The organism is Micromonospora sp. NPDC005686 (assembly GCF_042871665.1).
GTDB lineage: Bacteria > Actinomycetota > Actinomycetes > Mycobacteriales > Micromonosporaceae > Micromonospora.
In genome coordinates, this window is sequence record NZ_JBIAIY010000004.1 from 289,270 (window position 1) to 315,994 (window position 26,725).

31 protein-coding genes are annotated in these 26,725 nt (G+C 73.0%); 18 read left to right on the forward strand and 13 right to left on the reverse strand.

Features of this window, described 5'->3' with window-relative positions; genetic code table 11:
* Positions 1–18 precede the first annotated feature (18 nt).
* Positions 19–846 (forward strand): NUDIX hydrolase, encoded by an 828-nt coding sequence (locus ACFYON_RS11790; protein ID WP_354868592.1) that lies wholly within the window; start codon positions 19–21, stop codon positions 844–846.
* Positions 847–849: 3 nt separating this feature from the next.
* Here ACFYON_RS11790 and ACFYON_RS11795 read toward each other — a convergent pair whose 3' ends face one another.
* On the reverse strand, positions 850–1,728 hold the full coding sequence (locus tag ACFYON_RS11795; protein WP_354868589.1) for a WYL domain-containing protein: 879 nt from the start codon (positions 1,726–1,728) through the stop codon (positions 850–852).
* Between the two features lie 63 nt (positions 1,729–1,791).
* Between ACFYON_RS11795 and ACFYON_RS11800 the strand changes: the two genes are divergently transcribed.
* Complete coding sequence (locus tag ACFYON_RS11800) at positions 1,792–2,997, forward strand: epoxide hydrolase family protein (RefSeq protein ID WP_354868586.1); 1,206 nt, start codon at positions 1,792–1,794, stop codon at positions 2,995–2,997.
* Here ACFYON_RS11800 and pstB read toward each other — a convergent pair.
* From pstB to ACFYON_RS11835, 7 genes are all read right to left on the reverse strand, one after another.
* The gene (gene pstB / locus ACFYON_RS11805) at positions 2,978–3,754 is read right to left on the reverse strand and encodes a phosphate ABC transporter ATP-binding protein PstB (protein WP_354868583.1); all 777 of its coding nucleotides are present in this window, start codon (positions 3,752–3,754) and stop codon (positions 2,978–2,980) included. The two genes, ACFYON_RS11800 and pstB, sit on opposite strands and share 20 nt — an antisense overlap.
* A 20-nt stretch (positions 3,755–3,774) precedes the next feature.
* Positions 3,775–4,863: a phosphate ABC transporter permease PstA gene (gene pstA, locus ACFYON_RS11810; protein WP_354868580.1), complete on the reverse strand. Its 1,089-nt coding sequence runs from the start codon at positions 4,861–4,863 to the stop codon at positions 3,775–3,777.
* Positions 4,860–5,945, reverse strand: coding sequence for a phosphate ABC transporter permease subunit PstC (gene pstC, locus ACFYON_RS11815; RefSeq protein ID WP_354868577.1), 1,086 nt, complete (start codon positions 5,943–5,945; stop codon positions 4,860–4,862). The genes pstA and pstC overlap by 4 nt, the downstream gene beginning before the upstream one ends.
* A gap of 41 nt (positions 5,946–5,986) precedes the next feature.
* The gene (gene pstS, locus ACFYON_RS11820; RefSeq protein ID WP_354868574.1) at positions 5,987–7,084 is read right to left on the reverse strand and encodes a phosphate ABC transporter substrate-binding protein PstS; all 1,098 of its coding nucleotides are present in this window, start codon (positions 7,082–7,084) and stop codon (positions 5,987–5,989) included.
* Between the two features lie 230 nt (positions 7,085–7,314).
* A complete protein-coding gene (gene mshD, locus ACFYON_RS11825) occupies positions 7,315–8,253 on the reverse strand; it encodes a mycothiol synthase (protein ID WP_357710642.1) in 939 nt (312 codons plus the stop codon).
* A 67-nt stretch (positions 8,254–8,320) separates the two neighbouring features.
* The gene (locus tag ACFYON_RS11830) at positions 8,321–9,163 is read right to left on the reverse strand and encodes a polysaccharide deacetylase family protein (protein ID WP_354869158.1); all 843 of its coding nucleotides are present in this window, start codon (positions 9,161–9,163) and stop codon (positions 8,321–8,323) included.
* 148 nt (positions 9,164–9,311) lie between these two features.
* The gene (locus ACFYON_RS11835; RefSeq protein ID WP_176722767.1) at positions 9,312–10,031 is read right to left on the reverse strand and encodes a response regulator transcription factor; all 720 of its coding nucleotides are present in this window, start codon (positions 10,029–10,031) and stop codon (positions 9,312–9,314) included.
* Between the two features lie 247 nt (positions 10,032–10,278).
* Between ACFYON_RS11835 and ACFYON_RS11840 the strand changes: the two genes are divergently transcribed.
* From ACFYON_RS11840 to ACFYON_RS11865, 6 genes are all read left to right on the forward strand, one after another.
* Positions 10,279–11,328 (forward strand): hypothetical protein, encoded by a 1,050-nt coding sequence (locus ACFYON_RS11840; RefSeq protein ID WP_354868570.1) that lies wholly within the window; start codon positions 10,279–10,281, stop codon positions 11,326–11,328.
* Between the two features lie 78 nt (positions 11,329–11,406).
* Complete coding sequence (locus ACFYON_RS11845; protein WP_354868567.1) at positions 11,407–12,189, forward strand: DUF2993 domain-containing protein; 783 nt, start codon at positions 11,407–11,409, stop codon at positions 12,187–12,189.
* 167 nt (positions 12,190–12,356) lie between these two features.
* Positions 12,357–12,434: an Ms5788A family Cys-rich leader peptide gene (locus ACFYON_RS11850; RefSeq protein WP_310503780.1), complete on the forward strand. Its 78-nt coding sequence runs from the start codon at positions 12,357–12,359 to the stop codon at positions 12,432–12,434.
* A 192-nt stretch (positions 12,435–12,626) separates the two neighbouring features.
* Entirely contained in the window at positions 12,627–13,475 is an 849-nt protein-coding gene (locus ACFYON_RS11855; protein ID WP_354868564.1) for a sulfurtransferase, read from the forward strand.
* The gene (locus ACFYON_RS11860; RefSeq protein WP_354868562.1) at positions 13,475–13,813 is read left to right on the forward strand and encodes a DUF1416 domain-containing protein; all 339 of its coding nucleotides are present in this window, start codon (positions 13,475–13,477) and stop codon (positions 13,811–13,813) included. Before ACFYON_RS11855 ends, ACFYON_RS11860 begins: the two co-directional genes overlap by 1 nt.
* 109 nt (positions 13,814–13,922) lie before the next feature.
* Positions 13,923–14,771 carry a hypothetical protein gene (locus ACFYON_RS11865; RefSeq protein ID WP_354868559.1) on the forward strand — a complete coding sequence of 283 codons (849 nt, stop codon included), beginning with the start codon at positions 13,923–13,925 and terminating at the stop codon, positions 14,769–14,771.
* Between the two features lie 2 nt (positions 14,772–14,773).
* On the opposite strand, the gene ACFYON_RS11870 is transcribed toward ACFYON_RS11865, so the two are convergent.
* The 3 genes from ACFYON_RS11870 to ACFYON_RS11880 all read right to left on the reverse strand — a co-directional run bounded on the left by ACFYON_RS11870 (position 14,774) and on the right by ACFYON_RS11880 (position 17,670).
* The gene (locus ACFYON_RS11870; RefSeq protein ID WP_354868556.1) at positions 14,774–16,849 is read right to left on the reverse strand and encodes a glycogen debranching N-terminal domain-containing protein; all 2,076 of its coding nucleotides are present in this window, start codon (positions 16,847–16,849) and stop codon (positions 14,774–14,776) included.
* A complete protein-coding gene (locus tag ACFYON_RS11875) occupies positions 16,846–17,196 on the reverse strand; it encodes an SCP2 sterol-binding domain-containing protein (protein WP_387188165.1) in 351 nt (116 codons plus the stop codon). Before ACFYON_RS11875 ends, ACFYON_RS11870 begins: the two co-directional genes overlap by 4 nt.
* Positions 17,197–17,307: 111 nt before the next feature.
* Positions 17,308–17,670 carry a DsrE family protein gene (locus ACFYON_RS11880; protein ID WP_354868550.1) on the reverse strand — a complete coding sequence of 121 codons (363 nt, stop codon included), beginning with the start codon at positions 17,668–17,670 and terminating at the stop codon, positions 17,308–17,310.
* A 23-nt stretch (positions 17,671–17,693) separates the two neighbouring features.
* On the opposite strand from ACFYON_RS11880, the gene mtfM reads away from it, so the two are divergent.
* Positions 17,694–17,798: a small membrane protein MtfM gene (mtfM, locus tag ACFYON_RS11885; protein ID WP_354868547.1), complete on the forward strand. Its 105-nt coding sequence runs from the start codon at positions 17,694–17,696 to the stop codon at positions 17,796–17,798.
* A 55-nt stretch (positions 17,799–17,853) separates the two neighbouring features.
* Positions 17,854–18,444: an FABP family protein gene (locus ACFYON_RS11890; RefSeq protein ID WP_354868545.1), complete on the forward strand. Its 591-nt coding sequence runs from the start codon at positions 17,854–17,856 to the stop codon at positions 18,442–18,444.
* Positions 18,445–18,520: 76 nt separating this feature from the next.
* Here ACFYON_RS11890 and ACFYON_RS11895 read toward each other — a convergent pair whose 3' ends face one another.
* The gene (locus ACFYON_RS11895) at positions 18,521–19,372 is read right to left on the reverse strand and encodes an aminotransferase class IV (protein WP_354868543.1); all 852 of its coding nucleotides are present in this window, start codon (positions 19,370–19,372) and stop codon (positions 18,521–18,523) included.
* 92 nt (positions 19,373–19,464) lie between these two features.
* On the opposite strand from ACFYON_RS11895, the gene ACFYON_RS11900 reads away from it, so the two are divergent.
* The 4 genes from ACFYON_RS11900 to ACFYON_RS11915 all read left to right on the forward strand — a co-directional run bounded on the left by ACFYON_RS11900 (position 19,465) and on the right by ACFYON_RS11915 (position 22,987).
* Positions 19,465–19,872: a Fur family transcriptional regulator gene (locus tag ACFYON_RS11900; RefSeq protein WP_354869155.1), complete on the forward strand. Its 408-nt coding sequence runs from the start codon at positions 19,465–19,467 to the stop codon at positions 19,870–19,872.
* Complete coding sequence (locus tag ACFYON_RS11905; RefSeq protein ID WP_354868541.1) at positions 19,869–20,978, forward strand: folate-binding protein; 1,110 nt, start codon at positions 19,869–19,871, stop codon at positions 20,976–20,978. Before ACFYON_RS11900 ends, ACFYON_RS11905 begins: the two co-directional genes overlap by 4 nt.
* A 112-nt stretch (positions 20,979–21,090) precedes the next feature.
* Complete coding sequence (locus ACFYON_RS11910; RefSeq protein ID WP_354868539.1) at positions 21,091–21,933, forward strand: 3-keto-5-aminohexanoate cleavage protein; 843 nt, start codon at positions 21,091–21,093, stop codon at positions 21,931–21,933.
* A 94-nt stretch (positions 21,934–22,027) separates the two neighbouring features.
* The gene (locus tag ACFYON_RS11915; RefSeq protein WP_354868536.1) at positions 22,028–22,987 is read left to right on the forward strand and encodes an asparaginase; all 960 of its coding nucleotides are present in this window, start codon (positions 22,028–22,030) and stop codon (positions 22,985–22,987) included.
* A 98-nt stretch (positions 22,988–23,085) separates the two neighbouring features.
* Here the strand turns inward: ACFYON_RS11915 and ACFYON_RS11920 are convergent, their stop codons facing one another.
* Positions 23,086–23,883: an alpha/beta hydrolase gene (locus tag ACFYON_RS11920; protein WP_354868534.1), complete on the reverse strand. Its 798-nt coding sequence runs from the start codon at positions 23,881–23,883 to the stop codon at positions 23,086–23,088.
* Positions 23,884–23,996: 113 nt separating this feature from the next.
* Between ACFYON_RS11920 and ACFYON_RS11925 the strand changes: the two genes are divergently transcribed.
* The 4 genes from ACFYON_RS11925 to ACFYON_RS11940 all read left to right on the forward strand — a co-directional run bounded on the left by ACFYON_RS11925 (position 23,997) and on the right by ACFYON_RS11940 (position 26,721).
* Complete coding sequence (locus ACFYON_RS11925) at positions 23,997–24,668, forward strand: helix-turn-helix transcriptional regulator (RefSeq protein ID WP_355047188.1); 672 nt, start codon at positions 23,997–23,999, stop codon at positions 24,666–24,668.
* Positions 24,665–25,450 (forward strand): hypothetical protein, encoded by a 786-nt coding sequence (locus tag ACFYON_RS11930; RefSeq protein ID WP_355047189.1) that lies wholly within the window; start codon positions 24,665–24,667, stop codon positions 25,448–25,450. The genes ACFYON_RS11925 and ACFYON_RS11930 overlap by 4 nt, the downstream gene beginning before the upstream one ends.
* 72 nt (positions 25,451–25,522) lie before the next feature.
* Positions 25,523–25,837 (forward strand): DUF2516 family protein, encoded by a 315-nt coding sequence (locus ACFYON_RS11935; RefSeq protein WP_030504568.1) that lies wholly within the window; start codon positions 25,523–25,525, stop codon positions 25,835–25,837.
* The gene (locus ACFYON_RS11940) at positions 25,834–26,721 is read left to right on the forward strand and encodes an alpha/beta fold hydrolase (protein ID WP_184688886.1); all 888 of its coding nucleotides are present in this window, start codon (positions 25,834–25,836) and stop codon (positions 26,719–26,721) included. The genes ACFYON_RS11935 and ACFYON_RS11940 overlap by 4 nt, the downstream gene beginning before the upstream one ends.
* Positions 26,722–26,725 lie beyond the last annotated feature (4 nt).

Sequence of the window (26,725 nt, forward strand, 5' to 3'; positions counted from 1 at the left end):
GGGAACTAGGCTCGGCGCATGACGATCGACGGCTTCGCCGCACCCCCCGCCCTGGTGGAGCACGCCCGCCGGTTCCGGGCCGAGGGCGCCGTACCGGCCGTGCCCCGGGTCGCCGCCACAGTGCTGCTGCTCCGCCCGGCCGGCGACGGGTTCGAGGTCTACATGATCCGCCGGGTCGCGGCCATGACCTTCGGTGGCATGTACGCCTTCCCGGGCGGCGGGGTGGACCGCTCCGACTCGGAGACGCACCTCGACTGGGCCGGCCCGGACCCGGCGGCGTGGGGGGAGCGGCTCCGGCTCGACCCGGCCGCGGCGCAGGCGGTGGTGTGCGCCGCTGCCCGCGAGGTCTTCGAGGAGGCGGGCGTGCTGCTCGCCGGCCCCGACCCGGACACTGTGGTCGGCGACGTGAGCGGCGACGACTGGGAGACGGCCCGGCAGGATCTGGAGGGACGGCGGGTCGGCTTCGCGGACCTGCTGGCCGGGCGGGGCCTCACGCTCCGATCCGACCTGCTGCTGCCGTGGAGCCGGTGGATCACCCCGGAGTTCGAGCCGCGCCGCTTCGACACGTACTTCTTCGTCGCCCTGCTGCCCGAGGGGCAGCGGACCCGGGACGTCTCCGGGGAGGCCGACCACACACTGTGGCTGCGCCCGGCGGACGCCCTGGCCCGGGCGGAGGCCGGCGAGCTGACCATGCTGCCGCCCACAATGGTCACGCTGGCCGAGGTGGCCGCCGCCGGCGACCTGGGCGGTGTGGCCGGCGCGGCGGCGAAGCGTGACCCCGGCGTCCCCGTCATGCCGCACCTCGACCTCTCCGACGTGGAGGCGCCCCGCTTCCGTCTGTCCTGACGGTCAGCCGGCGGCGCGGAGGTAGCGGGCCGCGATGGTACGTAGGAGAGCGGCCAGTTCGGGCGGGTCCTCGACGGTGAAGTCGAGGTCGAGCAGGCCGAGCCAGACCGCGATGGTCTCCAGCCGGTCGGCGCCGGTGTGCAGGAGACAGGCGCTGTCGCCGGCCGGCTCGACAGTGCCGACGGCCGGATTGATCCGGACCCGGTCCACCACGTCCCCGGGCAACTCGCGCGCCGCGAACCGGGGGCCGGTCGGGGTACGCGGGGTGAGCCGGTCCACCCTGAACGTGCGCCAGTCGTCCCGCGCCGGGTCGAAGGCCACGAGGTACCAGCGCCGGCCCCAGTTCACCAGCCGGTACGGCTCGACGTCCCGCCGATCGGCGGTCCCGTCGTGCCGGACGTAGTCGAACCGCAGCCGCTCCCGGTCTCGGCAGGCGGCCCCGATCAGGCTGAGGGTCCCGGCGTCCACGGTCGGGCCGGGCTGGTCGTGCGGCACCCGGATGGTGTGGGTGTGCAGGGCGGCGACGCGCCGGCGCAGACGGTGGGGTAGCACCTGCTCCAGCTTGGCCAGCGCCCGCAGGGATGTCTCCTCGATGCCGGCCACGCTGCCGCCCGCGGCCGTGCGCAGCCCGACCGCCACCGCCACCGCCTCCTCGTCGTCGAGGAGCAGCGGGGGCAGGGCCGCACCGGCGCCCAGCCGGTAGCCGCCGACCGCGCCCCGCGTGCCGTGTACGGGATAGCCCAGCTCGCGTAGCCGCTCCACGTCGTTGCGCACGGTCCGGGTGCTCACCGCGAGGCGCTCGGCCAGTTCGGCGCCAGTCCAGTCACGCGGGGTCTGCAACAGCGACAGCAGGCGCAGCAGCCGTGCGGAGGTCTCCAACATTTCTCGAATCCTGCCAGTTCATTAGGAACGGAATATTCCTAATTGGCTCCTACGTTCCTGGGCATGGCAGACAACACAGCGATCGTCCCGTTCCGCATCGATGTCCCGCAGGCCGACCTGGACGACCTCGCCGACCGGCTCGCACGGACCCGCTGGGCCGAGGAACTACCCCCCGACCCCGAACCGGCCGCCCCCGCCGGCCCGGTCGCGCCCGGCTGGGAGTACGGCGTTCCGCTGAGCTGGGTACGGCGCCTGGCCGAGCGCTGGCGCACCACCTACGACTGGCGGGAGTGGGAGGCGCGGCTGAACGCGTACCCACAGTTCACCACCGAGATCGACGGGCAGCGGATCCACTTCCTGCACGTCCGCTCGCCCGAGCCCGGCGCCACCCCGCTGATCCTCACCCACGGCTGGCCGGGCACCGTCGCCGAGTGGCTGGACGTGATCGGTCCGCTGACCGATCCGCGGGCGCACGGTGGCGACCCGGCCGACGCCTTCGACCTGGTCATCCCGTCGGTGCCGGGGTTCGGCTTCTCCGGGCCGACCCGGGAGCGCGGCTGGAACCGCTACCGGGTCGCCCGGGCCTGGGCCGAGCTGATGCGCCGCCTCGGCTACGACCGGTACGGCGCGGCCGGCAACGACCTCGGCGCTTTCGTGTCGCCCGAGGTGGGCCGGGCCGACCCGGAGCACGTGCTCGGTGTGCACGTCACGCAGATCTTCTCCCTGCCGTCCGGCGATCCGGCCGAGCTGGCCGCGCTCACCGAGGAGGAGCGCGGCAAGGTGGCGTTCGCCGAGTTCTTCGTGCAGCGGCAGGGTGGCTACGACAAGCTGCACTCGACCGCGCCGCAGAACGTGGCGCACGCGCTGGCGGACTCGCCGGTGGGCCTGCTCGGCTGGCTGGGCCAGCTGATGGGGGATCAGATCGACGTCGACCACGTGCTCACCCACACGACCGTGTACTGGCTGACGAACACGGCCGCCTCGGCGGCCCGCTACTACTACGAGGACGCAGAGGTGGTGCACCCGACGCAGAAGGTGAACGGACGGGGAACGGACATGCCGGAGCCGACCACGGTGCCGCTCGGTCTCGCCAACTTCGCCTGGGACTTCCAGTCGATCCGCACGCTCGCCGAGCGCGACCACAAGAACATCGTCTCCTGGCGCACGTACGACCGGGGCGGGCACTTCGCGGCCCACCAGGTGCCCGACCTGCTCGTGGCCGACCTGCGGCAGTTCTTCGCCGCACCGCTCAGCCGAAGCGGCCGGTGATGTAGTCCTCGGTCTTCTTCCGGGCCGGGTTGCTGAAGATCTTCTGGGTGTTGTCGTACTCGATCAGGCGGCCCGGATCGCCGGTCTTCTCGATGGAGAAGAAGGCGGTCCGGTCCGACACCCGGGCGGCCTGCTGCATGTTGTGCGTGACGATGATGATGGTGAACTTGTCCTTGAGCTGGAACATCAGGTCCTCGATGGCCAGCGTCGAGATCGGGTCCAGCGCCGAGCAGGGCTCGTCCATCAGCACCACCTGTGGTTCGACGGCGATGGTGCGGGCGATGCAGAGCCGCTGCTGCTGACCGCCGGACAGTCCCGCGCCGGGCTTGGCGAGGCGGTCCTTCACCTCGTCCCACAGGTTCGCCGAGCGCAGCGCCTTCTCGGCCGCCTCCTCCAGGATCGGCTTGCGCCGTACGCCGTTCAGGCGCAGCCCCGCCACCACGTTCTCGAAGATGCTCATGGTGGGAAACGGGTTCGGCCGCTGGAAGACCATGCCGATCATGCGGCGGACCGCCGTGACGTCCACGTCCCGGTCGTAGATGTCCTGGTCGTCGATGGTGAGGTTGCCCTCGACCCGGGCGCCGGGCAGCACCTCGTGCATCCGGTTGATCGACCGCAGGAAGGTGGACTTGCCGCAGCCGGACGGCCCGATCAGGGCGGTGACGGTCTTCGGTTCGACGGTCAGGTTGATGTTCTCGATCGCCTTGAACCCGCCGTAGTAGGCGGTCACGTTCGTGGCTTCGATGCGCTTGGCCATGGTGGCGGTACCTCCGGGGTTCATCGGCCGAGCCGGTTGCGGCGGGACAGCAGCTTCGCCGCCACGGTGAGGACGAGGACGAGGGCGACCAGGGTCAGCGCCGCCGTCCACGCCCGTGCCGGCGAGTACCTCGACGCCTCGCCGGCCTGCTGGTAGACGAAGAGGGCCAGCGACGACTGGTTGTTCTCGAACGGGTTGAAATTGATCGCCGCGCCGCCGCCGGCGACGAGCAGCACCGGCGCCGTCTCGCCGGCGGCCCGCGCGATGGCGAGCATGATGCCGGTGACGATGCCGGGCAGCGCGGTCGGCAGCACGACCCGCAGGATGGTCTTCCACTTCGGCACACCCAGCGCGTACGCGCCCTCGCGCAGCGGCGCCGGCACCAGCCGGAGCATCTCCTCGGTGGAGCGGACCACTGTGGGCAGCATCAGCACGCTCAGCGCCAGCGCGGCGGCGAAGCCGGAGAAGCCGGGCCGGCCGTCGTTGAACCACGGCGAGACGATCAGCACCCAGAAGGCCAGCACGAACAGGCCGGTGACGATCGACGGGATGCCGGTCATCACGTCCACGAAGAAGCGGATGGTGAACGCGAACCGGCCCCGGCCGTACTCGACGATGTAGATCGCGCAGAGCACGCCGAGCGGCACCGTGATCACTGTGGCGATGCCGACCTGCTGCAACGTGCCGACGATCGCGTGGTACGCGCCGCCGTTGGCGTCCCGCGACCCGATGTTGTTCATCGAGGTGCCGAAGAAGTTGGCGTCCAGCCGTTCGGAGCCCTTGCTCACCAGCGTCCAGACCACCGAGGCCAGCGGCAGCACCGCGAGCACGAACGCGGAGTGGATCAGCGTGCTCCAGGTCCGGTTGCGGGCCGACCGGCGGCCCTCCACCGCGTTCGCCGCGACGAAGAGACCGGCCAGGTAGAGCAGCGCGCCGACCACCACGACCAGGACCGGGCCGCCGATGCCGGCGCCGTACACGATGCCCGCCGCGAGCAGCAGCGCCGCGACGGCGATGGCCGGAGCGGCGTACGCGGGAAGCCGCCTCGCCCGCAGCGTGGCCGGCTGGGCCGGCGGGCGCGGGCGGCGGGGGGCGAGGGTGGTGGTCATGCGGCCGACTCCGTGAACTCGCGCCGCCGGTAGATGATCGCCCGCGCGGTGATGTTGACGATCAGCGTGATCGCGAACAGCACCAGGCCGGAGGCGATCAGCGCGCCGCGGCCGGTGTCGTTCGCCTCGGCGAACCGGTTGGCGATGTTGGCGGCGATCGAGTTGCCGCCGCTCTGCAGGATGTTGAACGAGATGGCGTACGTGGAGCCGAGCGTGAGCGCCAGCGCGATGGTCTCGCCCAGCGCCCGGCCCAGGCCGAGCATCACCGCGGCGATGACGCCGGGCCGCCCGTACGGCAGGACGGCGGTGCGGATCATCTCCCAGCGGGTGGCGCCGAGCGCGAGCGCTGCCTCCTCGTTGGCGGTCGGGGTCTGCCGGAACACCTCGCGGGACAGCGAGGTGATGATCGGCAGCACCATGATGGCGAGCACCACGGAGCCGAGCAGGATCGAGTTGCCGTACGGGCCGTCGCCGAAGATCGGGATCCAGCCGAAGTACCTGTTCAGCCAGGCGGACAGGTCGGCGACCGGCTGGGCGAGGTAGTCCCGGCCCCACAGGCCGAACACGACGCTCGGCACGGCGGCCAGCAGGTCGATCAGGAAGCCCAGGCCGTTGCCGAGGCGCCGGGGCGCGTAGTGCGACAGGTACAGGGCGATGCCCAGCGCGACCGGAACGGCCATGAGCAGCGCCAGCAGCGAGCTCAGGACGGTGCCGAAGGCGAGCGCGCCGATGCCGAACTGCGGCGGGTTGTCGTTCGGGAACCAGCCCTCGAACGTCCAGAACGACTCGGTGTTCGCCCGCAGCGCCGGGACGGCCCTGGCGACCAGGAAGATCGCGATGGCCGCGATGACCACCAGGACCGTGGTGCCGGCGGCCAGGGTCAGGCCGCGGAACGCCCGTTCCGCGCCGAAGGCGCGGGCCCGGGGGAGGGCGCCGCCGCCGCCGAGGCCACCGTCGGGGCGGCCCGGGTTGCCGGGGCGCTCGGCCACACGCGCCGAGGCACCGGTGGGTCGCTCGTGGCTCGTGGCCACGAGGTTCCCGCCGGTGCCGGCGCCGGCCGAGCGCTGAGGGGTGTCACCCATCTGCTCGCTCGCTTCGCGTTGAGGAGGTGTCGGTCGGCGCGTCAGGAGAGGCTCTCGACCGCGGCCTCGACCTTGGTGCGGACGGTCTCGGGCAGCGGCGCGTAGCCCAGCTCGACGAGCTCCTTCTGCCCCTCGGCGCTGGCGGCGTGGCCGAGCAGGCCCTTGACCAGCGGCAGCTTGTCGGCGGCGAGGCCCTTGCCGCAGACGATCTCGTAGGTCGCCAGGACGATCGGGTACGCCCCGGCCTCCTTGGTGTTGTAGTCGATCGACATCTTCAGGTCGTTGCCCTGACCCTCGAACCTGGCGCCGGCGATGGTCTTGCCGGCCGAGTCACCGGTCAGCTCGACGAACTCGCCGTTACCGTTCTTGATCTTCGCCATCTTCAGATCGGAGTTCTCGGCGTACGACCACTCGACGTAGCTGATGGTGCCGTCGGTGCTCTTGACCTTGCTGGCCACACCGTCGGACTTGGCCGCGCCGACGCCGCCCGGGGCCTTCCACGCCTTGGAGTTGCCGAGCGTCCAGTCCGCCTCGGCGGTCTTCGAGAGGTACGTGGTGAAGTTGTCGGTGGTGCCCGACTCGTCGGAGCGATGCACCGCCTGGATCGCTGTCGACGGTAGCGTGGCGTCCGGGTTGTCGGCCTTGATGGCCGCGTCGTCCCACCTGGTCACCTTGCCGGCGAAGATCTTCGCCAGGGTGGCCGGGCTGAACTGGAGGTTGTTCGCGCCGCTGACGTTGTAGACCACGGCGACCGGGCCGATCACCATCGGTAGGTTGAGCGCCTGGCCGCCGGTGCACTTGGCGTCGGCCTGCGGCTGCTCCTCCGGCTTGAGGGCGGAGTCCGAGCCGGCGAAGTCGGCGGTGCCGGCGATGAACGCCTGGATGCCGGCGCCCGAGCCGCTGGGCTCGTAGTTGATCGTCGAGCCGGCGCACTTCTGCTGGTAGGCCTTGATCCACTCGGCCATGGCGTTCTTCTGGGCGGAGGAGCCCTGCGCGTTCAGCGTGCCCGTGGCGCAGTCCACCGCGGCGGTGGAACCGGAGGCGCCGGCCGGCTCGTTGTTGTCCGAGCCGCAGGCGCTGAGCCCGAGAACCGCGGTAAGAGCGAGACAGGCGATGGCGCCGTGCCGCTGGAGCTTCACTTCAGGGTGTCCCTTCACGTCTTTGGTCAGGTCGCCCGGAGTGCCGGGGGCCGGCGCTGACCGGCTGACACGAAAGGTAGGAGGGCCAGGTGGACGGTTCGCCGGACGCAAGTGAACGCACGGTGAACACGTTCAGCCGACGAGATGGCCGTCCGCTGAGGGAGGGTTGTCCATGTCGTGAACCAGCGGCCCGGCATCGCCTGTGGCGATTTTCCGGGGCAGGCGAGCGCTCAGCCGAGCTGGTAGTTGACGTGCGCGGACCAGCGGGCGAAGCCCAGCCGCTCGTAGAGCGCGACAGCCGCGGCGTTGCTCTCGTCCACGTAGAGCATCACCCGGTCCAGCCCGCGCTCGTCGCGCAGATGCGTCAGGCCGGCGGCGGTGAGCACCCGGCCGAGCCCGCCCCGGTGCGCGGACGGGTCCACGCCGAGCACGTACACCTCGCCGATGCGGGCCGAGCCCGGCCGCTCGTGCACCTTGGTCCAGTGGAAGCCGAGCAGCCGCCCGGTGGCGGAGTCGACGGCGAGCAGGAAACCGGCCGGATCGAACCACGGCTCGGCGATGCGTACGCGCAGGTCGTCGAGCGTCCACTTGCCCTGCTCGGGGTGCTGGGCGAAGGCGGCGTTGTTCACCGCCAGCCAGGCCTCGTCGTCCGCGCCGGGACGGAACGCGCGCAGCGTCACGCCGTCCGGCACGACCGGCGCCGGCAACTCGGCGGTGAGCGGGCGGCGCATCTGCCAGAGCACCCGCGCCCGGGAGAAGCCCAGGTCGACCGCCAGCGCGGCGGCCGACGGGTGGTCGCCGTGCGCCCAGGCGCGCAGCGGTCGGGACGCGGCGGCCACCACGCCACGGGCCAGCGCCCGCCCGGCGCCCCGCCGCCGGTACGCCGGATGCACCACCATCTCCACGCCGACTCCGTCGGCCGGTGCGGTGGTGTCGAGGTGCGCGTACCCGGTGAGGGTGCCGTCGGCGGTCCGGGCGGTGAGGTGCACGGCGGGCGCCTCGGGGTCGCGCATCCGCAGCAGCACGTGCTCGTCGAGCGGGTCGGCGCCGTCGGCGTCACCGGCGGCGCGGGCCAGCGCCAGCACCTCGGCGACCTCGTCCGGCGTCAGCCGGTCCGCCCGGTCGATCCGATCGGCCGCCGGACCACTCGTCGGGTCGGTGCTGCTCATCTGAGTCACGGTAGCGGGCGGCGGGCCGTGGTTCGCGGCGCACGACGACGGCGATCAGTGGCGCTCGTCACGGCCGGCCGGCGGGCAGCGGCTCCAACTCGAACCGGGCCAGCAGTTCGGGCAGGAGGTCCTGCAGCGCGCTGACGGTGCCGGACCGGTCCCCGCCCGCGTCGTGCATGAGCACTATCGCGCCGGGCCCCATCTGCGAGCGGACCGTCGCCTCGATGGTGGTGGCGCCCGGCGCCTTCCAGTCCGACGGGTCCACGCTCCAGTGCAGTGGGGTGAGCCCCAGATCGGCGCAGGCCGACATGACGGAGGGCGTCCAGGCCCCGCCGGGCTGGCGGTAGTACGCGATCCGCGCGTCCGGCGCGGCGGCCACTATCGCGTCCCTGGTGCGCAGCAGGTCGGCCCGGATCGTCGCCGGGGATCGCCTGCCCAGGTTGACGTCGTGGCTCCAGGAGTGGTTGCACAGCGTGTGTCCCTCGGCCGCGATCGACCGGACCAGGTCCGGGTGGGCCTCGGCGTTCTCGCCCACGACGCAGAACGTCGCCTTTGCGCCGTACCGGGCCAGTAGCGCGAGCACCTGCGGGGTCCAGCGGGGGTCGGGGCCGTCGTCGAAGGTCAGCGCGACGCGGGACGAGCCGGTAGTGATCAGGGAGCCGTACGGGCCGTCGCCGCCGGGCTCGTCCGGCGCGGCGTCGGGGCTCGGCCGGGCGCTGGCCGTACCGCCCGGGAGGCCGGTGCTGGGGGGTTGGTCGCCGTAGCTCGGGCCGTTGAGCGTGGTGGCGACTCCGGTGTCGGAACGGTGCGGTTCCGGCACCAGGCTGCGGCCCAGCGCGAACGCCGAGCCGAGCAGGCCGGCCAGTACGACGGTCACGAGCCCGGCGGCGCGCAGCGTCGAGCCCCGCATCAGCGGCACCGGCCGTTCGTCGCCCCCGTGTTCACCGCACGCACCGCCCCCCTTAGCCCGACAATTCCGGCAGCCAGGATATGGCTGACTGGTCGGGCAAAAAGGGCGTATGAGAAAAGTGCCCTCTAGTGGGGTGGGGCGTGGGCGGTCAGACCGGCAGCGGGGCGGGCTCCGACTCCGGCAGTGAGCGCGACGGCGGGACGACGAACTTGTAGCCCACCTGGCGGACGGTGCCGATCATCGACTCGTACTCCGAGCCGAGCTTGGCGCGCAGCCGCCGCACGTGGACGTCCACCGTCCGGGTGCCGCCGAAGTAGTCGTAGCCCCAGACCTCGCGCAGCAACTGGTCCCGGGTGAACACCCGCCCGGGGTGCTGGGCCAGGAACTTCAACAGCTCGAACTCCTTGTACGTGAGGTCGAGCGGCCGGCCCTTCAGCTTGGCGGCGTACGTGTCCGGGTCGATGTTGAGCTCGCCGGCCCGGATCGAGCCCCCGGCGCCGGCGGTGGCGTTGCTGAGGCGGCCGACCGCCAGCCGCAGCCGGGCCTCCACCTCGGCCGGCCCGGCACCGGCCAGGATCACGTCGTCGACGCCCCAGTCCGCGTTCAGCGCGATCAGCCCGGCCTCGGTGACGACCGCGACCAGCGGTACGCCGAGCCCGGTGGCGTGCAGCATCCGGCAGGTGGCCCGCGCCTCGCTCAGTTCGGAGCGGGCGTCCACCAGGACGGCGTCCGGTGTCGGGCCGGACACCAGCGTGCGGACGTCGCGGGGTGCGGTGCGAACCGAATGCGGCAGCAGGTCGAGTGCCGGCAACACCGCCGACGGCTCACCGGCCCGCGCGGTCACGAGCAGCAGGAGCTCCACGATCACCTCCGTCCCGGCGGCCTCTCGGCCGCGCGCGACCAGCAACACGCCCGGGGGTGCGGGCGGCACTGTGAACTTGCGTGGGTCCCGGCGTCGTCGACGGGCGGGTAACGGCCTGAGCGTAACCGATGGACCGGCCGTCACCTTCGCGCGATTTACCGTTTGCCCTTTCTGCCCTTGATCGCGCCGCAGGTTTTAACGTCGCCGAAACCGGGACCTCTGCCGAGCCGCCCGGGTCTGGCACGATCGGGGCGTGTCTCCCTCCACCTCGCGCGACACCGGTCGTGAACCGTGGGCCGACGACCCGTCCGCCGGGCCGTCCGGCCCCGCCCGTGTCTACCCGCCCGCGCCGCGTACCGGCCCCGCCGACGAGGAGGGCGGCCGGCCGGAACGCAAGGGCCCGCGCCGGCTGCGCAAGGGCGGCCCCAGCCGGCGTCCCGACGACGAGCCCGAGGAGGAGCCCGAGGAGGAGGTGCCGCCGGTCCCCGTCCGCCGCCCTCTCGCGCTCACCGTGGCCGGCTTCGCCGCGCTGCTCGGCGTCGGCCTGGTGCTCGGCGCGCAGACCGCGGGCCCGGGGCACCGGCTGCCGTTCGCGGTGATCATCTTCGGCGTCCAACTGCTGTTCGTGCTGGCCTGGACGATGGCCATGCGACCGCCCGCGCTGCTCGTCGTCGCGCTCGTCAGCGCCGGCACCGCCGTGATCGCCGACGTCGCCGCCGTGCAGTCGGACCTCGCCGGCCTGGCCCCGCTCGGCTACGCCGCCGCCGGCGGCTTCCTGCTCGGCGTGCTGGGCCAGCTCGTGCGGCGGGTGGACCGGGTCCGGGTGACCGACTCGCTCGGCGGCACGCTGCTCATCGTGGTGGGCGTGGTCGCCTTCGCCACGCTCATCGTGCTCAGCCGGATCCCCAAGGGCACCCAGGCGATCACGGTCTGCCTCACCGCCGCCGGGGTGGCGTTGCTCGTCGCCCGGCTCACCGACGCGGTCGCGCCGTGGCCCCGGCTCGCCCCGCAGGTGCCGCGCGGCGCGGCCGGCGTGGTCGCCGGCGCCATGATCGGCACCCTCACCAGCGCCGTGCTCGGCAGCTACCTGGTCGGCTTCACCCCGACCAGCGCCGCCCTGGTCGGGGTGGTCAGCGCGGCCACCGCCGTCCTGGCGGACCTCGCGGTGGGGTACGCCGAGGCGGGCCGGCTGATGGCCGGCGAACCGCCGACGATGTGGGTGGCCCGGCACATGCAGGGGCCGCTGGGCGGGTTCGCGCTGGCCGCGCCCGCCGCGTACGCCATGTGCGTGCTGTTCCTCTGACGCGGTTGGGGAGGATTCGCCGCGGGTAAGTACGGTTGCGCCGCGAGCGCGGTGACGGCGGCGAGGACAGGAGGCGGCGTGGCAGAGGCGTATCCGGCGGAGGGCCGACCCCGGCGACGGGGCCGGAAGGTGCTGATCGGCTTCCTCGTCCTGCTGTTGGTGCTGGCCGGGCTGCTCGTCGTCGCCGACCGGGTCGCCGCCGGGGTGGCCGAGCGTGCCATCGCCGACCAGGTCCGGCAGGAGGTCGCCAAGCAGGACGCGCAGTCCTCCGCGCCGCAGGTCGAAGTGGCCGGTTTCCCGTTCCTCACCCAGGTGCTCGACGGCCGGTACGAGCGCATCTCGATCCAGCTCACCGACGTGCGCGGCAACGTGCAGGGCGACGCGGTGGAGGTGCCGAAGCTGGACGTGGACGCGCGCAACGTGACCGCGTCGCTGGACACGCTGCGATCCGGCCGGGGCGACGTGGTGGCCGAGAGCGTGGACGGGCGGGGCACCATCACCTACGAGAGCCTGGCCAAGCTGCTGGACCGGCCCGGCCTGACGCTGGGCGAGCGCAACGGCAAGCTCGCCGTGACCGCCCCGGTCGACGTCCTGGGCATCAAGCTCACCGTCAACGGCACCGCCGACGTCACGGTGGCCGGCAACAAGGTGGCGCTGCGGTTCAACGACCTCACCGCCGAGGGCCTGCCGAACCTGCCGCTGGCCCGGGCCGCGCTGACCCGGTACGCGCAGGGCATCTCGATCGACGTGCCGCTGCCGGAGCTGCCGTTCCAGCTCAACCTGCGCAAGGTGGAGCCGAAGCCGGAGGGCCTGGTGGTCACGGCGGACGCGGCGAACGTGCCGATCAACTCCGCCGGCTGAAAGCCGGCCTGCAGATCAACTCCGCCGGCTGAGAGCCGGCCTGCCCTCAACTCCGCCGGCTGAGAGCCGGCCCACCGTCGATTCGGCCTGCTGACCAGGCGGTCAGTCGTCCCGGATGCTGGTCGGCCTGGTGGCACCTGTTGCGTGGGCTGGTAATCTCCCTGCCCATGGGGACCCACCTCACCAAACGGCGCGCGGTCGACCTGTGCCGCGTGGCCACCTGCCTGTGTCGCCCCGTCATCTGACGGCGGGGCTGTCTCCGGCCGCCTGAACGGCGGCCCCAAGGGTCCACGAACCTCCCCTCAACGCCCGGCAGCGGCGCCGTCGCACGTACCCGTGATCCGTTCCTAGCTCTGGGTCCCGCGCGTGGTGCGACAGCCACAGACTTCGATCTCCACGCGTAGGCTCACCAACCATCCTCACCAGGGAGTGATCTGATGAGTCGCGACACCGCACTGGTCTCGGCCGAGTGGGCCGAGAAGAACCTCGGCGCCCCGGGCGTCGTCTTCGTCGAGGTCGACGAGGACACCTCGGCCTACGACACCGGGCACATCGCCGGCGCCGTCAAGCTCGACTGGCGCACCGACCTGCAGGACCAGATCCGCCGGGATTTCGTCAACAAGAGCCAGTTCGAGGCGCTGCTGTCCGACCGGGGCATCGCCAACGACGACACCGTGATCCTGTACGGCGGCAACAACAACTGGTTCGCCGCGTACGCGTACTGGTACTTCAAGCTGTACGGCCACCGCGACGTGAAGCTGCTCGACGGCGGCCGCAAGAAGTGGGAGCTGGACGCCCGTCCGCTCGTCACCGACGCGGTGGAGCGGCCGAAGACGCAGTACGTCGCGCAGGAGCCGGACACCTCGATCCGCGCGTTCCGCGACGAGGTGGTCGACGCGATCGGCACCAAGAACCTGGTCGACGTGCGCAGCCCCGACGAGTTCGCGGGCCGGCTGCTCGCCCCCGCCCACCTGCCGCAGGAGCAGGCGCAGCGGGCCGGTCACATCCCGACCGCGATCAGCGTCCCGTGGTCCAAGGCGGCCAACGAGGACGGCACGTTCAAGTCCGACGACGAGCTGCGCAAGATCTACGCCGACGCCGGGCTGGACGACGGCAAGGAGACGATCGCGTACTGCCGGATCGGCGAGCGCTCCTCGCACAGCTGGTTCGTGCTCCAGGAGCTGCTCGGGCATCGCAACGTGAAGAACTACGACGGCTCCTGGACCGAGTACGGCTCGCTCGTCGGCGTGCCGGTGGCGCTCGGCGACGAGCCGGGGGAGGCCTGATGACCGCCGCCTCCGCCGCCTCGACCGCTGCCGCCGGCTGCGCCGCGCCGGACCAGTCCGCTCCGCTCCCGGCCAGCCTGGACCTGGAGAAGGAGACCGTCATCACCGGCCGCGTGCTGGCCGAGTCCGGTGAGGTCGTGCCGGGCGCGTACGTGCGTCTGCTCGACTCGACGGGCGAGTTCACCGCCGAGGTGGTGACGTCGGCGGCCGGGCAGTTCCGGTTCTTCGCCGCGCCGGGCTCCTGGACGCTGCGCGCGCTGTCCCGCCACGGCAACGGCGACACCGCCGTGTCCGCGACCCGCGGGATCAACGAGGTGACCGTCTCGGTCGCCGCCTGACCCACGCTCTGATCGTGGCCCGCCGCCCCACCGGGGTGGCGGGCCACGAGCCGTTCCAGAGCGCCGAGGCGCGGCCAGGCAGCTCGCCGGTACGTGACACCATTGCCGGGTGACTGCCGTCGAGACGGGCTACGCCCCGCCCACCCCGCCCGGCCCCGGACCGGGCGGGCGACGCCGGCTGCGCTGGCCGGTGGTTGCCACTGTGGCGTGGGCAGTGCTGCTGGCCGGCCTGACCTGGTGGTCGGTGCGCACCGACCCGCCGACGGTCAAGGAACAGCGGTCGCTGGACCAGGCCGGCCCGGTGGTGGACCGGGCGATCGGCGAGCTGACCGCCGCGGTGGGCGGTGCGGGCGTACCGGCGCTCCTGTCGGACCGGCTGGAACGCGGCTGCCGGATCACGCCGCTCGACGACGGCGCCACGCTGGAGCGCGGCGTCGAGGTGGCGATCGGCGGCGACGACGTACGCGCGGTGCTACGCGGCATCGCCGACCGGCTGCCGGCGCAGTGGCGGGCCGGGGTGTCGACGCTCGACGGCGAGCCGCTCCTGCGCGCCGACGCGGGCGAGTTCGTCGTTGTCGAGGGCCGGGCCGGTGGCCCGGGCCGGGTGCTGCTCACCGCCGACACCGGCTGCCGCCCGGTGGGATCCGGTTACCGGGCCCTGTCCGCCGACGCCGCCGCCGAGTCGGCCGTGCTGGCCGCGGCGCTGGGCCGGTGGGGCGGCGCGACCGGCCCGGTCCAGGTGCTGGCCGCGCCCTGCCCGGGCGGCGGGACCGCCCGCACGGTCCGGTCCGAGGCGGCCGCGCCGGCCGACCAGCCGCTGGCCGTCGCGTTCGGCGACGGCGCCGCGCCGGTCGTGGACTCGGCCGACGGATACGCGCGTCCGGGCGACCCGGCGGTGCTGGCGCAGCGGGCCGGCGAGCGGGTCCGGGTGGCGGTGACCACGCCCTGCCCGGTCTGACGTCACTGTCCGGGCAGCGTGAGCGGCGGCGGCGCGGGTTCCTCGTGCGGCTCCCGGCTGCGGCCGAGCGCGTCCACCCGGCCCCAGCGTCCCGGGATGTCGAGCAGTTCCACCCGGCCCATCCCCGGCGGTACGGCCGGGTCGATGATCAGGTGCTCGCCCTGCGGTTCCAGGCCCAGGATCACCCGTAGCAGCAGCAGCGGCGTGCCGGCGGACCACGCCTGCGGGCTGCACGCGGTGGGGTACTCCACCGGGTACTCGGTGAGGTCGCGCGCGTAGCCGGCGAACACCTCGGGCAGCCGCCCGTCGAAGTAGCGCGAGGCGCTGAGCAGGGCGTCGCAGATCCGGCCGGCCTCCTGCCGGAAGCCGTACCGCCACAGGCCCCAGGCGATGATCGAGTTGTCGAACGGCCACACCGTGCCGACGTGGTAGCCGACCGGGTTGTACCGGCCCTGCCCGTCGGCGAGCGTGCGCACGCCCCACCCGGAGAACAGGCGCGGGCCGAGCAGGTGGGCGGCGATCGCCGGGGCTCGGGCCTCGTCGACGATGCCGCTCCACAGCAGGTGGCCGATGTTGGAGGTGAGCGCGTCCACCTGGCGGCCCTGCGGGTCGAGCGCCAGCGCGTAGTACTCCCGGTCCGGGATCCAGAAGTCGCGGTTGAACCGTTCCTTCAGCGCCGCCGCCTCGCGTTCCAGCCGGTCGGCGTACGCCGGGTCGTTCCAGTGAATGCGGGCCATGCGGGCGCCGCGCAGCTTCGCGTCGTACGCGTACCCCTGAAGTTCGCACGTGGCCCGGGGGAACTCGGGCATCTGCCCGTCGGCGTAGGAGACGCCCTCCGGCGAGTCCTTCCAGCACTGGTTCGGCAGCCCGGTCGCCGGGTTGCGGGACATGTACCAGACGTAGCCGGTGCCGAGCAGGTCGCCGTACGTGTCCAGCCAGCTCAACGCCGCACGCGTCTCGTGTTCCAGTTGGCGCACCAGCTCGGCGTCACCGGTCCACCGCTCGTACTCGTCGAGCAGGATCACGAACAGCGCTGTGGTGTCGGCGGCGCCGTAGTACGGCGAGTGCGGCTGCTCCTCGAAGCCGGCGGTCTCGCCGTAGCGCAGCTCGTGCAGGATCTTGCCGGGCTCCTCGTCCCGGAAGTCGTCGACCCGGCTGCCCTGCAGGCCGGCGAGCATGACGATCGTGGGTTTGACCAGCTCCGGCAGGAACGGCAGCACCTGCAGCGAGGTGAAGATGCTGTCCCGGCCGAACAGCGTCATGAACCAGGGCAGGCCGGCGGCGAGCAGCCGGACGCCGAGCGTGATCGACTCGTACCGGAGGGCGGCCAGGTCGTTGAGGCTGCGCCGGTACGCCCCGGCCAGCGGCTCGCAGTCGCAGCCCAGCTTCGGCGCGCGGCTGATCAGGGCGCTCTGTTCCGCGTCGATGTCGTCGGCCGTACGCCGGCCGCCAAGCGGCAGAGCGGCCCGGATGTCCTGGCCCCGGGCGCCGTAGATGACCGTGTCGATGTGCAGCCTGGCGGTCCACTCGCTGTGCGGGCCGACCCGGATCCGGAACGTCATCCCGTTCGCGTCGACGTCGGCCGGCGCGCTGCTCGTCACCAGCGTCTCGCGGTGGAACGCCTGCCTGCGGTAGGTCAGCCGCAGCGCGTTCTCCTCCGCGGTGGGTGTGGTGCGCCCCTTCTTGTCCCGCTTGTGCTTGATCTCGAAGAGGTCGGCGAAGTCGGAGCCGATCTCCAGCCGGAGCCGGAACTCCTTCTCCCGCTCGGAGTGATTGAGCAGGGTCAGTTGCTCGTCGAGGCTGCCGCCGATCGCGCGGGCGCGGATCACCGAGACGTCCGCGTCCAGATAGTGCGTCGGCTCGCCGGGGACCAGGAAGAAGCGCGACTTGTACGACAGCGAGTCGTCGATGGAGAGCGCGTGCAGGCGTTGCCCGTCGAGGGTGAGGAACCAGGTGGAGAGGAACCGGGTGTCGAAGGAGAAGAGCCCGGTGGGGAAGTCGTACGACGGCTCGATGTTGCCGCGATCGTCGCTGACCAGGAACGTGTTGCCGTCGAGAATGCTGACCCGGTCCTTCACGCCGGCCGCCGGACGTGTTCGCGGGCGGTGTCCCGCGGATCCCGTGCGTCGGGCCGGGCCGGCAGGAAGCGGCGGAACGCGAGGAACAGCACGACGTGCCCGCTGAACGTGGCCTCGTTGCGCAGCACCGCTGCCATGCCGTCCTCACGGCCGGTGACCAGCTTCTCGAACAGCTCGGTGGAGAGGGTCAGCACGCCGTCGGCCGGCCGTTGCTCCTCCCGGCTGACCTGGGCTGATCCAGGGCTCAGCGTCACGTACCAGTGCTCGGTGCGGTTGCCGTCGGCCAGATTGATCTGGAGCGTGCCGCCGATCGGGCTGTTGAGCACTGCCGCGGCGCGCGCCGGCATCGACGCGAAGAACCGTTGGATCGCCTCACTCACATTCGCATCGTAGGCGCAATCCGGACATGTCGGGTCAGGATCAGCCCACCGGGCAGAGTGGACAACCTGGCTGGTGGCTCAGTAGACAAGCGCCTGCGCGCCCTCGGCCATCGCCTCCTCGACGAAAACCGCTGCTCCGGCTATGCGTACGCCGGGGATGACGTCGCCCGGGCCGATGTCCCGCCGGGCCGCGCACTGGGTGCAGGCGGTCACCCGGCCGGTGGCCAGGACGACGTGCAGCAGTTCACCGAGCGGCGCGGAGTGCGGCAGCTCGAACGTCTCCGCCCGCCCGGGGAGCGCGAACCAGGTGGACTCACCGGTGAGCCAGAGCGACACCTCCACCCCGGCCGCGGCTGCGGTGGAGGCGACTGTGAACGCCTGGGCGCAGCGTTCCGGGGAGTCCGCGCCGGCGGTGGCCTTGACGACGAGAGTGCGCGCCATGCCGCCAGCATAGGATGGTCCGGATGGTTACCGAGATCGGGTTCGTCAGCCTGCTGGTCGCCGGCTTGGGCGCCCTCGCCGGCGGCCTGGTCTATGTCGCAGTGCGAATCGGTAGAGGTAGATGGTGAGCGCGAGGAGTGAGCCGGTTTTGCGAGCCCCGCAGTCGCGAACGAGGATGGCGCTGTGAACAGTGAGAATCCGCTTCAGCCGCCGTGGTTGAACGCGCCGCCGGTCGACCCGTACCCGTACGAGGAGAGCCACGACCTGCGCGTCGGCCCGAAGCTGCACCCGAGCCTGGACGGGCTGCTGCCGTACGTCGGGGTGTGGCGGGGCCGGGGCCGGGGTGGGTTCCCGACGATCGAGGACTTCGACTACGCGCAGGAGATCCGGATCAGCCACGACGGCCGGCCGTTCCTGTTCTACGAGTCGCGGGCCTGGCTCCTGGACGAGCAGAGCCGCCCGGTCCGCCCCGCCGGCCGCGAGGTGGGCTGGTGGCGTCCGGTGCTCGACGGTGAGCGGGTCACCGACGAGCTGGAGGCGTTGATGACCGTGCCGACCGGCGTGATGGAGCTGCACATCGGCAAGCGCAAGGGCACCCAGATCGAGTTCTCCACCGACGCGGTCGTGCGTACCGCCACCGCGAAGGAGGTCACCGCCGGTGCCCGCCTGTTCGGCATCGTGGAGGGCGCCCTGCTGTACGCCCAGGAGATGGCCGCCGTGGGCCACCCCCTGAGCCCGCACCTCTCCGCCCGCCTGACCCGGGTGGCCGGCTGACCCACCTCGCCGCTGATCCCGGCGATCATGAAGTTGGCGGCGACATATCAGGCAGCCGGCGCCGCCAACTTCATGATCAACGGGGTGGGGGGAAGTGCAGGAGGGTCTGGATGCGGGGGGTCAGGTGGTGCCTGGGGCGGGGGGTTCCGTCCAGGGTGGTCACCTCGACCGGGCCGCGTAGGGAGCTGGTCAGCCAGATGGCCTCGGCGGCGTGCAGGTCGGGCACCGTGGGCAGGTGCTCGCCGGCCGCCAGGCCCAGTTCGGCCGCGCGTTTCAGCAGGTGGTGGGCGGTCACGCCGGGCAGGATTCCGGTCTGTGCCGCAGGCGCCGTGAGGAGACGGCCGCCGCTCAGCCACACCACGTTGGCGGTGGGCCCCTCCAGCACGTAACCGTCGGTCGAGACCCAGAGCACGTCGTCCACGCCGGTCCGTTGCGCCCACCGGCGGGCGGCGGTGCTCAGCGCGTACGAGGTGGACTTCACGCCGCTCGGCAGCCACCCCAGCTCCGGGCGGGACCGGGCGGCCACCCCGAGCGGCAGCGTGGCCACCGTCACCCCGTCGCGCCGGGCCGCCCGGGCCAACGCGGGCACCTCGCCGAGCGTGGCGTACACCGTCGGCGGCCCGCCACCCTCCGGCCCTCGCGTGCAGACCAGCCGCAACGCGCCCTCGGCCTGCGCGGGCCAGCCGGCGCACACCGCGTCCAGCAGCTCGGCCAGCGCGGCGTCCGGAGGCAGCGGCAGGTCGATCACCGACGCGCCGGCCCGCAGCCGGGTCAGGTGCGGCTCCAGCAGCCACGGCCGCCCGTCGCGCAGGTGCAGCGTCTCGAACAGGCCGTCGCCGTGCAGTACGCCCCGGTCGTCGCCGCGCAGCACCGGCTCACCCGCCGGTACGAGCCCTCGGCCGAGCACCGCCACCCGTGTCGCCTCCACCGGCGCAGCGTAAATGGCGTACCCCGGCGGCGGACCGGCCGGCGCGGCGGCCGAACTATGATCGAAGGGTGTCCGAATCCTCCCTCGCGGAAATGCTCCGCTCACGCGGGCTGCGGCTGACGGCGCAGCGGCAGCTGGTGCTCCAGGCCGTCCTGGATCTGGGGCACGCCACCCCGGAGCAGGTGCACACCGCGGTCCGCGAGGTGGCGGCCGGAGTCAACATCACCACCATCTACCGGACGCTGGAGCTGCTGGAACGGCTCGGCCTGGTGACGCACACGCACCTGTCGCACGGTTCGCCGACCTACCACGCGGCGGGTGAGCACCAGCACGTGCACCTGGTGTGCCGGGAGTGCGGGGCGATCGACGAGATCTCTCCCGAGATGTTCCGCCCGCTCGCCGACCAGTTGGCCGAGCAGCGCGGGTTCCAGGTCGACATCGGGCATGTCGCGCTCTTCGGGGTCTGCGGCCGCTGCGCACAGAACGGGGAACGCACATGATCGACATCGCCGGCGCGGTGACCACCGACGCCATCGACGACAAGACCCGGGACCAGCCGGAGCCGGCCCACCGGGCGGCCGGCGTCGGCCCGGTGGCCGCCCACTACGGCGACCCGATGCGCGAGCAGCGCCTCCTGGCCACCGGCGTGGGGCTGGTCGACCGCTCGCACCGGGGCGTGGTCGCGGTGCCGGGCGAGGAGCGGATCAGCTGGCTGCACACGCTGACCAGCCAGCACCTGGCCGCGTTGGCGCGGTGGCAGGGCACCGAGCTGCTGGTGCTCTCCCCGCACGGGCACGTCGAACAGCACGCGATGGTCGCCGACGACGGCGAGACCACCTGGCTGGACACCGAGCCGGGGATGACTGAGGGCCTGCTGTCATACCTGGAGAAGATGCGGTTCTTCAGCCGGGTCGACCCGCGCGACGCCACCGCCGAGCACGCGCTGCTGTCGCTGGTCGGGCCGGAGGCGTCCGGCGCGCTGGACACGCTCGGCGTCACCGGGCTGGCCGGACCCGACGTGGTCGCGGTGCCGGGTCCGAAGTTCCGTTCCGGCGAGCTGCCCGCGCGGCCCTCGGTGGTGTACGACGTCAAGCCGCTCCCCGCTGGCGGCTGGGCCCGGCGGGTGGCGCTCGGCGTCGACCTGCTGGTGCCCCGGGCCGCGATGGACGAGGTGGTCGCCGAGCTGCGGGGCGCCGGGGTGCCGGTGGCCGGGCTGTGGGCGTACGAGGCGATGCGGGTGGCCGCCAAGCGGGCCCGGGCCGGCGTGGACACCGACCACCGGACGATCCCGGCCGAGGTGGACCTGATCGCCCCGGCCGTGCACCTCGACAAGGGCTGCTACCGGGGGCAGGAGACGGTGGCCCGGGTGCACAACCTGGGCAAGCCGCCCCGCCGGCTCGTCCTGCTGCACCTGGACGGCGTGGCGAGCGATCAGCCGCCGGTGGCCGGTACGCCGGTGACGCTCGACGGCCGGACCGTCGGCTTCGTGGGCACCGCCGTGCAGCACTTCGAGCTGGGTCAGGTGGCGCTCGCCGTCCTGAAGCGCAACACGCCCGACGACGCCCGCCTGCTCGTCGGCGAGAGCGCCGCCGCGATCGACGCGTAAGGAAGGGTCCCTTCTCAACGCCTCCGGTGGAGGAAGGGTCCCTTCTTGACGCGGCTCGCACCGGAAATCCTCCGGTCGACCCGGCGTCGGAGGCCGGTCTAGGATCCGGGGCATGACGACAGGGACGTTGATCACGGTTGCCCCCACCGGCGCGGAGTCGGCGAAGGCGGAGGTGCCGGCGCTGCCGGTGACGCTCGACGAGCTGCTGCTGACCGCCAAGGAGTGCGAGGCGCTCGGCGCCGCCGTGATCCACGTCCACATCCGCGACGACGACGCGCGGCCCACGCTCGACCAGGGGCGGCTGCGCGACACGGTGGCGGCGCTGCGGGAGAGCACCGACCTGATCGTGCAGCTCTCCTCCGGGGGCGCGGTGACCGACCCGGAGGCCGCCCGGCTGGCGGTGCTCGACGCCGGGCCGGACATGGCCTCCTGCACCATGGGCACCGTCAACTTCGGCGACGACGTGTTCCTCAACCGGTGGGAGTTCATCGTCGACCTGCACACCCGGATGCAGGAGCGCGGCGTCGTCCCCGAGTACGAGATCTTCGACCTGGGCCACCTCACCGCGTTGCAGCGGCTGCTCGGCAAGTACGGCCTGCCGCACGGCGGGCACGTGCACGTCGACTTCGTGATGGGCGTGCCGGGCGGCATGCCGGGCACCACGGCGACGCTCGTGGCGGCCCAGCAGATGCTGCGCGACCTGCCCGAGGGCACCACGTTCTCGGCCACCGGCATCGGGCGCAGCACCATCCCGGTGATGCTCGCCTCGCTGTCGACCGGCGGTCACCTGCGCGTCGGCATGGAGGACACGGTCACGTACGCCAAGGGTCGCCCGGTGGAGTCCAACATGCAGCTCGTCGCGCGGGCGGTGGGCTTCGCCCAGCTCGCCCAGCGGCCCCCGCTGACCACTGCCGAGGTCCGCACGCTGCTCGGCGTCCCGGCCGCCGCCCGGTAAGCGGCGCAGCGGCCGACGGCCCTGTACCGCCCTGGACGACGTCGCAGGTCACCCCGCCGCCCACCGGGCCCGTTCCGTCGGTACGGTCCATTACGTGGGAAAGACGTACGAGGGCGGCGTGCCGCTCGCCGAGGTGGTCCGGTCCGGCTTCGTGGAGGGCGTCCACCGGGGTTCCGTGGTGGTGCTCGACGCCGCCGGTGAGCCGGTCGCCGGCGCCGGCGACGTCACCTCGCCGATCTTCCCCCGCTCGTCGAGCAAGCCGATGCAGGCGATCGGGATGCTCCGGGCCGGGCTGCCGCTCACCGATCCGGCCGACGTGGCGCTCGTCACGGCCAGCCACGCCGGTGAGGAGTTCCACGTCGAGCGGGTGACCGCGCTGCTGCGCGACGCCGGCCTGACCGAGGACGCGTTGCACAACCCGCCGGACCTGCCGTTCGGCGAGGCCGCCCGGGAGGCGGTGCTGCGGGCCGGCGGCGGTCCGGCCCGGGTGCTGATGAACTGCTCCGGCAAGCACGCCGGCATGCTGCGCACGTGTCTGGCCGCCGGCTGGCCGCTGGACGGCTACTGGCGGCCCGAGCATCCGCTCCAGCGGGGCCTGACCGCCACCATCGAGGAATTCACCGGCGAGCGGGCGGCGGCGGTCGGGGTGGACGGCTGCGGCGCGCCGGTGCTCGCCGTCTCGCTGACCGGGCTGGCGCGGGCATTCCTGCGGCTGGTCAGCGCCGAGCCGGGCACCGTGGAGCGGACGGTGGCGGACGCCATGCGGGCGTACCCGGAGCTGGTCGGCGGCACCCGGGCGGAGGACACCCGGCTGATGCGCGGCGTACCCGGTCTGCTCGCCAAGATCGGCGCGGAGGGCGTGATCGCGGCGGCGGTCCCGGGGGTCGGCGCCGTCGCCCTGAAGATCGACGACGGCGCCGCGAGAGCTCGCACACCCGTCCTGGTGTCCGCCCTGGCCCGCCTGAACGTGCGCGCCCCCATCCTCACCGAGTACGCCGAGCCACCCTTGTTGGGCGGCGGCCTCCCGGTAGGAGCCATCCGCCACGCCTGGTGACCCTCGGCTGCGGCGATCTTGCACTTATCGCCCCGGCAGACTGCCCATTCCGGACGAGCCGAGGGCCACAAGTGCGCGATCGCGCGCAGGAACCACGGTCAGGGGAGGAAGGACAGGAGGGCGGCGTTCGCCTCGGCGGGGCGCTCCAGGGGGAGCAGGTGGGCCGTGTTCGCCACGTCGGGGAGGCGTACACCGTTCGGGGTCTCGTCGGCGATGCGGTCGGCCAGGCGGCGGATGTCGGCCAGGTCGTCCGCGCCGGCGGCGGCCAGCACCGGTGCGCGCAGCTCGCCCAGCCGGTCGATGGCCGGCGGGTCCAGCTCGCCCACCTCGATCGCGCTCAGCGCCTGCTCGGCGGCGAGCGCCCGGCGGTCCATCTCCTCGGCGAACCGGATCAGCTCCGGGCCGACGTCCTCCGGGCGGCGGGTCGGGCCGACCACCCAGAAGCGCACCTCCCCGGCGGCGGTGGCGGTGAGGTCCTCCGGGTCCACGTCCCCGACCAGCTCCTCCCAGAGCTGCTCGGTCTCCTCGGACCACTCATGGCCGGAGATCGCGGCGCCGAACAGGGCCAGCGCCGAAACCCGCTCCGGGTGGGCGAGCGCGGCGTCCACGGCGACCCGGCCGCCGAACGAGCAGCCGACGAGCGCGGCCCGCTCGATGCCCAGCGCATCGAGCAGTCCGATCACGTCGTCGTGGTGGGCGAACGGCGCGGGCGGCAGCTCCGACTCGCCGTAGCCGCGCAGGTCCAGGGCGAGCGCCCGGTGCCGCTGAGCGAGCGCCGGGACCTGCTCGCGCCACATCCGCCGGTCGGCGATGCCGGCGTGCAGCAGCACCACGGCGGTGCCGCTGCCGCTCTCGTCGTACGCGAGCTGGGCGCCGTTGATATCGATCTTGGTCACGGATGAGAACGGTACGGACCGGACATGGGCCCCGCAACCCGCCTCTGGTGACCCTGCTAACTCTGGCTAGCGTTTTGCTTGCAGCAGTTAGCAGCGCGAGCTAGCGTTGAGTCATGGCCACCAGCAAGGACCTTCCCGATGTCGGCGGGTTCATTCGCGACCTGCGGCGCAACGCGAAGATCTCACTGCGTCAGCTCGCCGAGCAGGCCGGCGTCAGCAATCCCTACCTGAGCCAGATCGAGCGCGGGCTGCGCAAGCCGAGTGCTGAGGTGCTCCAGCAGCTCGCCAGCGCGCTTCGTGTCTCCACCCCGGCGATGTACCTGCGCGCCGGGCTGCTCGACGACAAGGAGGGCCAGGGTGTGCTCGCGGCGATCGCCGTCGACCCCGAGCTGACCATGGCGCAGAAGCAGTCGCTCACCCAGATCTACGAGACGTTCCGGCGCGAGAACGCCCGCCTGGCCGAGGCGACCGAGGCGGCCACGGCGTCCGAGGCGGTTACGGCGTCCGAGGCGGCCACCACGGCCGAGCCGGGCGAGAAGGCCACCGCGACGGAGGCGGCCGCGAACACCGAGGCGGCCAGCGCGCCGGAGGCCCCGGCGACGGTCGCGGCGGCCGCCACCGGTCTGGTCACGCCGGCGGGCACCCCGACCGAGGCGGTCCTCGAATCGGTGGCCGTCACCGAAGCGGGCGCCGCGCCGGCCCCGACCACCGCCGCCCCTGAGCACACGACCGCCCGCCGGGCGGCCCGGAAGGCCGCCGGTGCGGCCGAAGAGGAGCAGTCATGACCACCCAGCCGAAGACCAACCGCATCCCCGCACCCCTCTACGCCGCCGCCGGCGCCGGTGAGCTGGCCCTGGAACAGCTGCGCAAGCTGCCCACCGTGGTCAGCGGCCTCGGCACCCGGGTCGTCGCCGACCTCGGCGGCAAGGCCGTCGTCACCGGCTTCGAGCTGCGCCAGAAGGCCACCGAGACGCTGAAGACGGCCAACGAGACCGCCACCGGGCTGCGCGAGCGGGCCGTCGCGACCGACCTCGACCAGCTCCGCGGGGCCGCCAACCTGGAGAAGCTGCGCGAGGCGGCGCACATCGAGAAGCTGCGCGAGGCCGCCACCCGCAACGCCGCCGTCGTGGTGGCCGGTGCGTACGCCGCGCAGGAGCGCGCCCTGGCCGCGTACGCCGAGCTGGTCGCCCGCGGCGAGCGGGTCGTCGGCGCCGGGGTGCTGGAGGCCGCCGACACGGTGAACGCCGACATCGAGGCCACCGAGGCCACCGGCATCGACGTGGCCGTGAAGGCCGACGCCGCGACGAAGGCCGACACCGCCGGCAAGGCCGACACCGCCGGCAAGGCCGACGTGGCCCCGAAGCCGGCCGCCACCGCGCCGGCCGAGGTGCCCAGCCCGGCTGAGGTGGCCGAGGCGGTGGCCGCCAAGCCGGCCGCGGTGAAGCGGACCCGCGCCACCAAGGCGACCGCGACCAAGGCCGCCACCAAGACGACCGCCGCGAAGCCGGCCACCCCGGCGGCGAAGCTGCCGAAGACCACGAAGCGGACCCGCCCGGCCGCCGAGTGATCCGTCGCACCAGCGGGACCCCGGACAACGTCTTGTCGGACGTTTCCGGGGTCTCGGCATAAGCTTGCCCCCATGGCCATCGCCGCGCCGATTTTCGCGTTCGCAGTCCAAGACGTGATCCAGCTGATCCTGCTCGTCTTCGCCCTGGTCGTTCAGGGAGTGGCGCTGGTGCACGCGGTCACCCAGCGCGGCGACGGATTCGCCGCGATCGGCACGCTGCCCAAGGGCGGCTGGGTCGCCATCCTGGCGGTCTGCCTGCTGTTGACCCTGCTCGGCTTCGGCCCGATCAGCCTCTTCGGACTGATCGGTATCGCGGCCGGTCTCATCTACCTGCTCGACGTGCGGCCCGGCCTGCGGGACCTGCACGACGGCCGAGGGTCCTGGTGAGAGGTTTCCGCTGGCCCCCGCCGCCGGACGGCGGTCCCCGCACCTGGGGGCCGGGTCCCGGCGCGCCCCGGACCGGGCGGCCCGCGCTGCCGGAGCCGGAGACGGAGCTGGTCGCGACGCCGCACGGCGTGAGCCTGGAGCGCCTGGTCACCGGCACCGGTGAGCCGGTCACCGTGTTCGCGCACGGGCTGGGCAACGGCATCGCCACCACCCGTCCGTTCGGCAGCGGCGTCGCCGGTCGGCGCATCTTCTTCCAGTTCCGTGGGCACGGCCGCTCCGACTCCCCGCCCGGCCCGTGGAGCTATCTGGATCTCGCTCGTGACCTGCGTGCGATCTCGGACCTGGGCGGCGCGACCAGGGCGTTCGGCGCCAGCCTCGGAGCGGGCGCGCTCTGCCGGCTGCTCGCCGAGAGCCCGGAACGCTTCGAGCGGCTCGTCTTCTTCCTGCCCGCCGTGCTGGACACGCCGCGTGGCGAGGTGGCGCGGGCCCGGCTCACCGGCCTGCTCGACGCGGTGGCCGAGGGTGACGCCTCGGCGCTCGCCGACGTGGTGTCGCTGGAACTGCCGCCGTCGGTGCGCAACACGCCCGCCGGCTGGGCCTATCTGCGGCAGCGGCTCGACCAGTTGCTGCGCGACGGGCTCGCGCCGGGTCTGGCCGACCTGCCCGGGCAGGCCCCGCTCGACGACGCCGGGTCGCTCGCCGCGGTCACCGCGCCGGCGCTGGTCATCGCCGCCGCCGACGACGACCTGCACCCGGTCGCCGTCGCCGAACGGCTGGCCGCCGCGCTGCCCAACGCCACACTGCACGTGTACGACCGGCCCGGTGTGCTCTGGACCGAACGCGCCGACCTGCGGGGGCGCGTCTCGGAGTTCCTGAACGGGTAACGTC